Origin of the sequence: Actinomadura sp. NPDC048032, from assembly GCF_040653175.1 — a bacterium.
Taxonomy (GTDB): domain Bacteria; phylum Actinomycetota; class Actinomycetes; order Streptosporangiales; family Streptosporangiaceae; genus Spirillospora; species Spirillospora verrucosospora.
On record NZ_JBEZJP010000294.1, the window covers coordinates 1 to 10,411 of the forward strand.

General features: G+C 74.6%; 11 protein-coding genes. 7 read left to right on the plus strand and 4 right to left on the minus strand.

The window, feature by feature from the left end; translation table 11 throughout:
• A partial coding sequence (locus tag AB0C69_RS29485; RefSeq protein ID WP_360358393.1) for a globin domain-containing protein occupies positions 1 to 446 on the minus strand: 446 nt, incomplete at its 3' end.
• A gap of 243 nt (positions 447 to 689) precedes the next feature.
• Here AB0C69_RS29485 and AB0C69_RS29490 point away from each other — a divergent pair.
• Together AB0C69_RS29490 and AB0C69_RS29495 are read left to right on the plus strand one after the other, a co-directional pair.
• Positions 690 to 1,577, plus strand: a complete 888-nt coding sequence (locus AB0C69_RS29490) for a DMT family transporter (protein ID WP_345181362.1) — start codon at positions 690 to 692, stop codon at positions 1,575 to 1,577.
• Positions 1,574 to 2,443: a DMT family transporter gene (locus AB0C69_RS29495; RefSeq protein WP_345181365.1), complete on the plus strand. Its 870-nt coding sequence runs from the start codon at positions 1,574 to 1,576 to the stop codon at positions 2,441 to 2,443. The genes AB0C69_RS29490 and AB0C69_RS29495 overlap by 4 nt, the downstream gene beginning before the upstream one ends.
• Here AB0C69_RS29495 and AB0C69_RS29500 read toward each other — a convergent pair.
• A complete protein-coding gene (locus AB0C69_RS29500) occupies positions 2,421 to 3,494 on the minus strand; it encodes a hypothetical protein (protein WP_360358394.1) in 1,074 nt (357 codons plus the stop codon). The genes AB0C69_RS29495 and AB0C69_RS29500 overlap by 23 nt on opposite strands.
• Positions 3,495 to 3,523: 29 nt before the next feature.
• Between AB0C69_RS29500 and AB0C69_RS29505 the strand changes: the two genes are divergently transcribed.
• The 5 genes from AB0C69_RS29505 to AB0C69_RS29525 all read left to right on the plus strand — a co-directional run bounded on the left by AB0C69_RS29505 (position 3,524) and on the right by AB0C69_RS29525 (position 7,441).
• Positions 3,524 to 4,255: a polysaccharide deacetylase family protein gene (locus tag AB0C69_RS29505; RefSeq protein ID WP_360358395.1), complete on the plus strand. Its 732-nt coding sequence runs from the start codon at positions 3,524 to 3,526 to the stop codon at positions 4,253 to 4,255.
• A 167-nt stretch (positions 4,256 to 4,422) separates the two neighbouring features.
• Complete coding sequence (locus tag AB0C69_RS29510) at positions 4,423 to 4,665, plus strand: hypothetical protein (protein ID WP_360358396.1); 243 nt, start codon at positions 4,423 to 4,425, stop codon at positions 4,663 to 4,665.
• The gene (locus AB0C69_RS29515) at positions 4,658 to 5,641 is read left to right on the plus strand and encodes a polyprenyl synthetase family protein (RefSeq protein ID WP_360358397.1); all 984 of its coding nucleotides are present in this window, start codon (positions 4,658 to 4,660) and stop codon (positions 5,639 to 5,641) included. Before AB0C69_RS29510 ends, AB0C69_RS29515 begins: the two co-directional genes overlap by 8 nt.
• Entirely contained in the window at positions 5,634 to 6,776 is a 1,143-nt protein-coding gene (locus tag AB0C69_RS29520; RefSeq protein WP_345181378.1) for an oxygenase MpaB family protein, read from the plus strand. Before AB0C69_RS29515 ends, AB0C69_RS29520 begins: the two co-directional genes overlap by 8 nt.
• An 89-nt stretch (positions 6,777 to 6,865) precedes the next feature.
• Positions 6,866 to 7,441, plus strand: coding sequence for a hemerythrin domain-containing protein (locus tag AB0C69_RS29525; RefSeq protein WP_345181382.1), 576 nt, complete (start codon positions 6,866 to 6,868; stop codon positions 7,439 to 7,441).
• A gap of 42 nt (positions 7,442 to 7,483) precedes the next feature.
• Here the strand turns inward: AB0C69_RS29525 and AB0C69_RS29530 are convergent, their stop codons facing one another.
• Positions 7,484 to 8,161 carry a response regulator gene (locus AB0C69_RS29530; protein ID WP_360358398.1) on the minus strand — a complete coding sequence of 226 codons (678 nt, stop codon included), beginning with the start codon at positions 8,159 to 8,161 and terminating at the stop codon, positions 7,484 to 7,486.
• A partial coding sequence (locus AB0C69_RS29535; protein ID WP_360358399.1) for a DUF4118 domain-containing protein occupies positions 8,158 to 10,411 on the minus strand: 2,254 nt, incomplete at its 5' end. The genes AB0C69_RS29530 and AB0C69_RS29535, both read right to left, overlap by 4 nt.

A 10,411-nucleotide genomic window follows, 5' to 3' on the forward strand; every position in this document is an offset into this window, starting at 1 on the left:
CTGACCGGCGGCGATCCGGCGACGGGTCGGTTCGTTGGGGTTTGGGGGAAATTAAGCGGCCGGTCTGGTGTTCGCAAGCTCCCGCGGTGGCAGGCGACGTCCCGGTACAGGCGGGCCTCCTCCGCGATCAGCAGCGTCGCGAAGAGCCAGTACACCTCGGACCAGGCCGCGTGCACCTCCGGCGTCACCGCGTCGCCGAGCACCTTGGCGACCGCGTCCATCAGGTGCCGGCCCACGATCGTGTACTGCTCGGGGCGGATGCCGAGCGAGGCGTGCCTTTGCGCGATCCGCGAGAGAATCTGCTGGAAGGGGATGGACGACTCCTCCATCACCAGGTGCGCGGCGAACATCGCGGCGTAGAACTCGCCGGTGATCGCGGTGCCGTTGGCGGCGACGGCGGGCAGCGTGGCCCGCACGATGGCGGCGTGGTCGGACGAGAGCAACACTGGGTCGGGTGCACGGGTTGATCATTATTTGAATCGGAATCCGAAGTCTGATTCATCCCTGTGGGCATCACCATGGAACCCGCAGCATGGCCATGACGTGCGGCGATGCCGGGAGAGCGGCGGGCGGCCTCCACCAGGAGCGGACCCCTCCGGGACTTTCGGCCAGGTCCAGAGTGCCGATTCGGACACTCCGACCGGGGTAGGGACCCGCGCGGGAGTCACGGCGGGAGATCGTGGACGAGGATGAGCCTTCTCGGGATGGTCGTCGCGGTGGCGGCAGCGTGCCTCATCGGCCTGGGGTTCGTGGCCCAGCAGCACGCGGCCTTCCAGGAGCCGCTCGGACGGATCCTGCATCCGAGGCTGCTGCTGGACCTGCTGCACAGCCGGCTGTGGCTGGCGGGGATCGCCCTGATGATCGCCGGTCAGCTCGTCTTCGCGTTCGCGCTGGACCTCGCCGGCGTCGCCCAGGCCACGCCGGTGCTGACCGTCAACCTCGTCTTCGCCCTCATCGCCGCGCACGTGATCTACCGGGAGCCGTTCGGCGTCCGGGCGCTGCTGGGATCGCTGATGCTCACCGGCGGGGTCGCGCTGTTCCTCGGCGTCGGGCGGCCGCACGGAGGCGCGCCGCCCGGGACGCTGTCCTTCCGGTGGATGAGCGGAGCGGTCGTGCTGGCCCTCGCCGCGCTCGTCGCGGTGGGAGGAGGCCACCGGGACCTGCGCGTCCGCGCGATGCTGCTCGCCTCGGCCGCCGGACTGCTCTTCGGGCTCCAGGACACGCTGACCCGCAGCGTCGTGCTGCTGTTCGGCGCGGGCGTGGCCGACGCCTTCACGACGTGGCAGCCCTACGGCCTGGTGTTCATCGGAGCGCTCGCACTGCTCTTCGCTCAGAGCGCCTTCGACGCGGCGCCGCTGCGCATCTCGCTGCCCGCCAGCACCGCGGCCGAGCCGCTGACCGCGATCGCGCTGGGTGTCGCGATCTTCGGCGAGAGGATCCGGCTGTCCACCCGCGACCTGGCCCTGGAGGCGCTGGGGCTGGCGGGCATGGTGGCGGGCATCGTCGTCCTCGGCCGGTCGCCGTACCTCGGCAAGCCGGGCGAACTGACGTCCCGGGACGGAGGCGGAGGTCAATGATCGCCGTCATCCTCAGCCTGCTGGGCGGCGCGGCCAACGCCCTGGCGTCGGTGCTCCAGCGCCGGGCCGCCAGGTCCGCGCCCGAGGCCGACGCCTTCAAGCCGTCCCTCATCCTCGACCTGCTGCGACAGCCGCTCTGGCTCGGCGGGGTGGGCGCGCTCATCGCCGCGTTCGTCTTCCAGGCCGCGGCGCTGTCGATGGCGGGCCTCGCGCTGGTCCAGCCGCTGCTGGCCTCGGAGCTGCCGTTCACCATGATCCTCATCGCCTTGATGCCGCCGCGCGGGCTGCGCCAGGTCCCGTGGACGGGGGTCGCCGTCCTCACCGCCGGCCTGGCGGCGCTGCTCATCGCCGCCTCCCCCAGCGAGGGCCTCGGCACGCCGGGGCCCGGCGAGTGGATCATCGCGACGGCCGCCACGGTGGGATGCGCCGCCGCCCTGGTGGCGGCGGCGTGGTCCATCCGCGGACCGTTCCGCGGCGTGCTGCTGGGCGTGACGACGTCCCTGGGCTTCGCGCTGACGGCCGCGTTCATGAGGACGGCCACGCGCGCGTTCTCCGACGGGGTCGTCGCCGTCCTGACCTCCTGGGAGCTGTACGCGATGGCCGTGGCGGGGGCGGCGAGCCTCTTCCTGCTCCAGAACGCTCTGCAGAGCGGCAGCCTCGTGGCCGTGCAGCCCGCCCTGACGGTCACGGACCCGGCCGCCAGCATCCTGCTGGGCGTCGGCCTCTTCGACGAGAGCATCCGGACCGGTCCGTGGATCGCCGGGGAGGTCCTCGGCATCGCGGCGATCCTGCTCGGCAGCGCCATCATCGCCCGGTCCCCCCTGCTGCACGACGAGCGCGCCGTCACCCCAACGCGGCGCGAATGACGTGATCGGCCCGAGCGGCGTCGAACAGGGCGTCCACCCGGCGTTCCCGGGCCCGGCGCGCCCGCTCGTCCCCGAGCCCGTCCAGCACGTCGAGGAGTTCGGCGGGCGACCGCGCGAGAGCGCTCAGGCCCGCCCGCGCCATCGCCTCGGCGCCGTCACGCCCGTGGCCGGGGATCGGCCGGTAGGAGACGACCGGCAGCCCGCACGCGAACGCCTCCCTGCACGTCTGCCCCGCCGCGTTGTCGACCAGCGCGTACGCGCCCGACATCAGGCCGGGCATGTCGTCCCGCCAGCCGAGGGCGTGCCCGGCCCCGCCCTCGCGGACCCGGGCGAGCAGCCTCCGGTTCCGCCCGCACAGCACGACCGGGAAGTACCGGCCGGACGCCGCGAGCCCGCGGGCCGTCTCGGCCACCCCGCCGATGCCCCAGGCACCCGCGGAGATCAGCACGATCCGCTCCCCGGGCCGCGCGCCGACCGCGCGCCGCAGCCGCCCGCCGTCGTCCGCCCGCCGGAACCCGGGCCGCACCACGGGGGCGACGCGGGCGACCGGACATCCCGTCCGCTCCGCGACCGCGCGGGCCGAGGCCTCGTCCGGGCACAGGTAGCGGTCGTTGCCCGGGTGGACCCACATCCGGTGGGCGGCGAAGTCGGTCACCAGCACGAGCGACGGGACCTCCAGCCGCCCGCGCAGGCGCATCCACCCCGCGGCCTGCGCCGCGACATGGAAGGTCGACACCACCGCGTCCGGCGGCAGCTCCGCCGCCCGACGCTCCAGCCCCCTGGCGATCAGCACCGTGAGCGGCGAGGCGGGCGGCGGGCGCGGCGCCACGAAGAACACCTGGTAGATCCACTCGTACAGCCACGGAGCCCCGCGGAGCATCGCCCCGTACATCCGCCTGAGCCCGTGCCCGAGGCGCAGCGGCACCAGGTCCAGCACGTCGACGACGCACACCTCCACGCCCCACGGCGCGATCCGGCGCGCCAGCTCCCCGGCGACGGCGTCGTGGCCCGCTCCCATGGCGGCCGAGAGGATGAGGACTCGCTTGCCCATACGATCGATCCCCCTGTGAAACTGGTCCCATGTCGCACCTGACGCGGGCTCTCGCCGGGGTCCTCCTGGCGCACGCCCTGCCCGCCGCGACCTGGCTTCCGCCCGTCCGCCTCCTGACCCCCCGGCTCGCCGGCCGCGGCGGAGCCCGGCATGTCGCGCTCACCCTGGACGACGGGCCCGACGCGCGCTCCACGCCCCTGTTCCTTGACGAGCTGGCCCGTCTCGACTGCCACGCGACGTTCTTCGTCCTCGGCGCGATGCTCCAGCGCGACCCGTCCCTGGGCCGGCGCATCGTCGCCGAAGGCCACGAGATCGCCGTCCACGGATGGCACCACGGCAACGCCCTGAGGTCCCGCCCCGGCCGCGTCTCGGCCGAGGTGCGCCGCACCGTCCGCCTCATCGAGGACGTCTGCGGCACCGCCCCCTCCTGGTATCGCCCCCCGTACGGCGTCCTCACCGCCGAGGCCCTTTTCGCGGCCCACCGCGACGGCCTGAAACCCGTCCTGTGGACCGCTTGGGGCAAGGACTGGACGGCCTCCGCGACGCCCCGTTCCGTGCAGGCCACGCTCTCCCCCGGCCTGGAGGGGGGCGCGACGCTCCTCCTGCACGACAGCGACGCCACCTCGGCGCCGGGCGCGTGGAGAGCGTCCCTCGGCGCCCTGCCCGGCGTGGTGGCGACCTGCCGCGCCGGCGGCCTGACCGTCGGCCCGCTGCGCGACCACGAGGTGTACTCCCCGAGCACGTCACCTGGTCACTCATAACCAGACGCCGCCCGTCCATGCTGGCGCGCGAGTCGGGCCCCGCATCGCAACGGCCGGGGAGTGACTATTCCCTTGTGCGGCGGCGAGGCAGTCCTGCCACCCCGTTTCGGGGGTGACCCACCGCTTTCCTGATATCACTGACTGCGACTACAAGGGAGCGGAAGGTGATGATGGCGGAGTTTGACGGAAGAGCCGGTTCGCGAAACGAGGTGCTCTGCCTGGCGGCCGGGGTCGCCGACGTGGTGGCGGAGGGGTTGCGGGGCCTGACCCGGCGCATGCCCGGTCCGGCGGAGGTGCGGCAGGAGCTCCGCGCACGCGGTGAGCTGGCGCTGCGGCGCAACGGCGCGGCTCCGGAGGCGCACATGGAGATCCTGGCCCGTCAGGCCGCCACACGGCTCCAGGATGGCTGACCTCCGGACCCGCGTCGACCGGGCGCTGGAGGAATTCGTCGAGGCGGAGGTCGCCGAGCTGCTGGCCCTGGACGGCGAGCTGGCGCCCGTCGCCGACCAGTTGCGCGTCTCGGTCGGCGGGGGCAAGCGGATCCGCCCGGCGTTCTGCTACTGGGGGTGGCGCGCCGCCGGACAGCCCGACACCGACGCCGCCGTGCGCGCGGCGGCGGCGCTGGAGCTGGTGCACGCCGCGGCGATCGTCCACGACGACGTCATCGACCGCAGCCCGATGCGGCGCGGGCGGCCGAGCGCGCACGAGAGGCTCGGCGACGGCCTCGCCATCATGGTCGGCGACCTGCTGGTGGCGTGGGCCGCGCAGCTGTTCCACTCCTCGGGCCTGCCGCGGGCCTTCCTCGGCCGGGCGGTGCCGCTGTGGACGGCGATGGGCCGCGAGCTGGTGGCGGGCGAGTGCCTGGAGATCCTGCGGACCGGGGCGGCGCCCGACGTGGCCCGCTCGCTGACGATCGTGCGGTTCAAGACCGGCTCCTACACCGTCGAGGGGCCCGTGCGGATCGGCGCGGTGCTGGGCGGGGCGGCCGCGCCGACCCTGGACGCGCTGGCCGCCTACGCCCGGCCGCTCGGCGAGGCGTTCCAGCTGCGGGACGACCTGTGGGGCGTGTTCGGCGACCCGCGCCGGACCGGCAAGTCGCCGCTGGACGACCTGGCCGGCCGCAAGCCCACCGCCCTGCTCGCGCTGACCCTGACCGAGGCGTGCGAGCCCGACCGCCGGCGCCTGCGGGACCTGCTGGACGGACCGCTCACCCCGGCCCGCGCCGCCGAGATCCGGGAGATCATGCTCCGCGCCCGGGCGCCGCACCGCGTCCGGCAGATGATCGACGAACGCGCGCACGCCGCGCGCGCGGCGCTCGCCGGCTTCCGGCCGGACGCCGCCGACGCCCTGGCCCAACTGATCAGCGAGGTGACCGCCGATGACTGAGTACACCGACCGGTACATGGACGCCCTGCGGCTGAAGGGCGACCCGCTCGCCGACGCGACCGTCGAAGCGCTGTTCGGCGGCGGGCAGGTGGGCAGGTACAACACCCTCATGCGCTGGTTCACGACCTCCGGCCAAGCGCTTCCCGACGGCCTGCCCGACGCGGCGCGCGACTACCTCGAGGCGACGGCGACCCCGCCGGACTGGGTCGACTGGGGCGTCATGGAGCAGGCGCGGCAGTTCTTCGTCGACAACGACGTGCACGTCTCCACCGCCCTGTCGTTCGCGGCGATGCCGGCCTGCTACGTCGTCCCGCACGTGGCCAGGCTCCTGTCGGCCACGCACTCGCTGGCCTACCCCTCCCGCCGCATGGCCGAGACCGGGCAGTTCACCGTCTACCTCATGCGGCCCGACGCGTTCCAGGCCGGCGGGCGGTTCCTGCCGGCGGCGCAGAAGGTCCGGCTCCTGCACGCCTCCATCCGCCGCCACCTGAGGGAGGAGAACCGCTGGCCCGAGCCCGTCGCGATCTGCCAGGAGGACATGCTCGGCGGGCTGATGATGTTCAGCATCCAGGTCCTGGACGCCCTGCACCGCATGGGGGTCCACATCACCGCCGAAGGCGCGGACGCCTACTACTACGCCTGGCGCGTCGTCGGCACGATCCTCGGCATCGACCCCGCGACCATCCCCCCGGACCTGGAGGCGGCCCGGGAGTTCTCCGACCGGTACATGGTGCGCCACATGGGCCCCTCCCCCGAGGGGGCGCACCTGACCCGGCAGCTGATCGACATGTACGAGGAGGTCGTCCCCGGGACGCTGCTCGACCCGATCGTGCCCGCGCTCATCCGCTACCTCATCGGCGACACGTCCGCGGACTGGCTCCAGGTCCCCCGCTCGCGGTTCGACTCCTTCATCGGGCTCGCCCCGGCCCTGCTGGGCGCCCTGGAATGGGTCGAGGACCGCGGGCCGTGGGCCGAGCACATCTCCGACCGGCTCGGCCACCTGGTCACCATGCTGGAACTGTCCTCCCTGACGCGCGGGCGCGTCATGCACTACGCCATCCCGCAGGAACTCAAATCCGACTTCGGGGTCCCCTCGAAGAACGCCCGCTGGACACCGCCCGGCCCCGCCCTCTGACCGTGCGCGACCGGCGTGCCGGGGAGGATGTTTCGACGGCGCAGGAGGGGCAGGGGCCAACCATCGCCGTCGACTCTCCAGGGGGGAAGATGAGTGAGCGATCAGAAGCCGCGCCCGGCGACGTCGTCGACCTCCTGCTGAGGCAGCACTCGGAGATCCGGCGGCTGTTCGACCGGGTCGAGGCCTCCGCCGGGCACGAGCGGGCCGAGGCCTTCGACCGGCTGCGCCGGTTGCTGGCCGTGCACGAGACCGCCGAGGAGGAGGTCGTGCACCCCTTCGCCCGCCGTCACATCGATCGGGGCCAGGACGTGGTCGCCGCCCGCCTGGCCGAAGAGAACCAGGCCAAGCAACTCCTGTCGGACGTCGACTACTTCGGCCCCACGAGTTCCGACTTCCTCCAGCGGCTCGGCGACCTGCGCCTGTCCGTCATGGACCACGCCCGGCACGAGGAGGAAGAGGAGTTCCCCCAGATCCGGCGGCACGCCACCGAGAAGGATCTGCGCAGGATGGCCACCGCGGTGAAGGCCGCCGAAGCCGTGGCCCCCACCCGGCCGCACGTCGGGTTCGAGTCCGCCCCCGCCAACCTGGTGGCGGGGCCGTTCGCCGCCGTCGCCGACCGCACCCGGGACGCGATCCGCAAGGCCGTCGGCAGGCGGCAGGGCTGAGGAACGGCGGGAACCGGACGGTCCTCGCCGCGCCGTCGCGGGTCAGGGCTCGAAGCGGTAGCCCATGCCCGGCTCGGTGATCAGATAGCGGGGGCGCGCCGGGTCGGGCTCCAGCTTGCGGCGCAGGTGGGCGAGGTAGACGCGCAGGTAGTTCGTCTCCTTGTCGTAGGCGGGGCCCCACACCTCGTGGAGGAGCTGCCGCTGGCCGACCAGCGCGCCGGGGCTGCGGACCAGGACCTCCAGGATGTTCCACTCGGTGGGCGTCAGGCGGACCTCCCGGCCCGCCCTGGTGACCCGCTTGGCGCCCAGGTCGATGGTGAAGGCCCCGGTCTCCACCACGGCGGCGGCCGGCTCGGCCGGGGCGGCCCGGCGTACCGCCGCGCGGAGGCGGGCCAGGAGCTCGTCCATGCCGAACGGCTTGGTGACGTAGTCGTCGGCCCCGGTGTCCAGGGCCCGGACCTTCTCCTCGGAGGCGTGCCGCGCGGAGAGGACGAGGATGGGGACGTTCAGCCAGCCGCGCAGCGCCTGGATCACGTCGACGCCGTCCATGTCGGGCAGTCCGAGGTCGAGCACCACCACGTCCGGCCGGCGCCGGGCGGCCAGGTCCAGGGCGGTGCGGCCGTCGGGCGCGGTGTCCACCTCGTAGCCGCGCGTCCGCAGGTTGATGCGCAGCGCCCGGACGAGCTGCTGCTCGTCCTCGACGAGGAGTACGCGCGTCACCGTGGCCCCCCGTCCTCGCCGCCGGCCGCGGAGCCGTTCCCGCACGCGCCGGCGGCCGGCAGCGCGAAGACCATGGTGAGGCCGCCGCCCGGGGTGTCCTCGGCCCGCAGGGCGCCGCCCATCGCCTCGGTGAACCCCCTGGCCACGGCCAGGCCCAGCCCCACCCCGGTGCCCCGGGGCGCGTCCCCGAGGCGCTGGAACGGCGCGAAGATCTGCTCTTTGGCCGCCTCCGGCACCCCCGGGCCCCGGTCCGCGACCCTGATCTCGACCCGGTCGGGCCGCACCTCGCCGGCCCGCAGCGTGACGGCGCCCGCGCTGTGCCGGACGGCGTTCTCGACCACGTTGGCCAGCGCCCGCTCCAGCAGCCCGGCGTCGGCGAGGACCGGCGGGAGCGTCTCCGGGACGTCCACCTCGACCCGGCCGGCCGGGACGCCCTGGAGGGCGGGCGCCACCACCTGCTCCAGGGCGACCGGCTGGGTCAGCGGGGAGACGGCGCCCGTCTGCAGGCGGCTCATGTCGAGCAGGTTGCCGATGAGGCCGTCGAGCCTGTCGGCCGACTCCTCGACGGTGGCCAGCAGTTCGGCCTCGTCCTCGGGGTCCCAGTCGACGTCGGTCTGGCGCAGGCTGCTCACCCCCGCCTTGATCGAGGCCAGCGGGGTGCGCAGGTCGTGGGAGACCGCGGCGAGCAGCGCAGTACGGATCTTGTTGCCCTCGGCGAGGCGACGCGCCTGCCCGGCCTCCTCGGCCAGCCGCCGCCACTCCAGCGCGGCGGCGGCCTGGGACGCGAACGCCGACAGCACCCGCCGGTCCGCGGCGGGCAGGACGCGCCCGCGCAGGGCCAGCACGGTCTCGCCGCTCCGGTCCGCGCCCTCGCCCGCGCCGACCCTGGCCTGCGCGTCGGCCCGGTCGGGGTCGGGGCACGGGTCGGAGCCGGTCGACCCCAGGACGGTCCAGCCGTCCCCCGCCCGCTCCAGCAGCGCGACCGAGGTCACGCCGAAGGTCTCGCGGACCCGCTCCAGCAGGGCGGGCAGCGCCTTCTCTCCGCGCAGCACGCTGGTCGCCAGCATGCTCAGGGTCTCGGCCTCCGCGCCGCTCTGCGCCGCCTGCCGGGCCCGGCGCGCGGCCAGGTCGACCACCGAGGCGACCGCCGCCGCCACCCCGACGAAGATCACCAGCGCGAGCGCGTTGTCGCGGTCGCCGATGGTGAGGGTGTGGAAGGGCGGGGTGAAGAACCAGTTGGCCAGCAGGCTGCCCAGCACCGCGGCGGCCACCGCCGGCCACAGCCCTCCGGCGAGGGCGACTCCGACGGCCAGCACCAGGTAGAGCAGGATGTCGATGACCAGGCCGAACCGCAGGCCCGTCCCGGCCAGCAGGGCGGTCAGCGCCGGGGGGCCGGCGAGGGCGAGCGCCCAGCCCGCCCCTCTGCGCCGGCGGCTCAGCGCCGGGCCGCTCGCGCGGGTGGCGCCGGCGCGCCTCCCGGCGTGCTCGTGGCCGACGATGTGGACGTCGAAGTCACCGGACTTCCTGGCCACGGCGCTCCCGATCCCGTGAGCGAGGATCCGCCGCCGGCCGGAACGGCGCCCGGCCCCCACGACGAGCTGCGTGGCGCCGACGCCGCGGGCGAACTCCAGCAGCGCCGTCGCCACGTCGTCGCCCACCACCTGGTGGAACGTCCCGTTCATGCTCTCCACCAGGGCGCGCTGGCGCGCGACCGCGGCCGCGGAGCCCTCGTCGAGACCGCCGCTGCGCACCACCCGGACGGCGAGGAGGTCCGCCCGCCCGGCCCGGGCGCCCATGCGGGCCGCGCGGCGGAGCAGCGCATCGCCCTCCGGGCCGCCGCCCAGCGCCACCACGATGCGCTCGCGCGCCTCCCAGGGCTCGGTGATGCCGTGCTGGTCGCGGTAGCGGGCCAGCCCCTCGTCGACGCGGCCGGCCACCCACAGCAGCGCCAGCTCGCGGAGGGCGCTGAGGTTGCCCGTCCTGAAGTAGCCGGGCGGCAGGGCGGCCTCGTCCGGCGTGTGGACGTTCCCGTGCGCGAGCCGCCGGCGGAGCGCCTCGGCGGTCATGTCGACCAGCTCGATCTGGTCCGCCCGCCGGACGACCGCGTCCGGGACGGTCTCGCCCTGCCGGACCCCGGTGATGCCCTCCACGACGTCGCTGAGCGATTCCAGGCCGTCCACCATGAACCGCTGGTCGATGCCGCGCGGGGTGAAGTACTGCGCCGCCGGGACGCTGCTCGCCGCGCCCTGC

What these genes read in the sequence shown, in the direction of transcription:
- AB0C69_RS29490 (WP_345181362.1), top strand. Translation starts at nt 690, where the DNA reads ATGAGCCTTCTCGGGATGGTCGTCGCGGTGGCGGCAGCGTGCCTCATC.
- AB0C69_RS29495 (WP_345181365.1), top strand. Translation starts at nt 1,574, where the DNA reads ATGATCGCCGTCATCCTCAGCCTGCTGGGCGGCGCGGCCAACGCCCTG.
- AB0C69_RS29500 (WP_360358394.1), bottom strand. Translation starts at nt 3,494, where the DNA reads ATGGGCAAGCGAGTCCTCATCCTCTCGGCCGCCATGGGAGCGGGCCAC.
- AB0C69_RS29505 (WP_360358395.1), top strand. Translation starts at nt 3,524, where the DNA reads ATGTCGCACCTGACGCGGGCTCTCGCCGGGGTCCTCCTGGCGCACGCC.
- AB0C69_RS29510 (WP_360358396.1), top strand. Translation starts at nt 4,423, where the DNA reads ATGATGGCGGAGTTTGACGGAAGAGCCGGTTCGCGAAACGAGGTGCTC.
- AB0C69_RS29515 (WP_360358397.1), top strand. Translation starts at nt 4,658, where the DNA reads ATGGCTGACCTCCGGACCCGCGTCGACCGGGCGCTGGAGGAATTCGTC.
- AB0C69_RS29520 (WP_345181378.1), top strand. Translation starts at nt 5,634, where the DNA reads ATGACTGAGTACACCGACCGGTACATGGACGCCCTGCGGCTGAAGGGC.
- AB0C69_RS29525 (WP_345181382.1), top strand. Translation starts at nt 6,866, where the DNA reads ATGAGTGAGCGATCAGAAGCCGCGCCCGGCGACGTCGTCGACCTCCTG.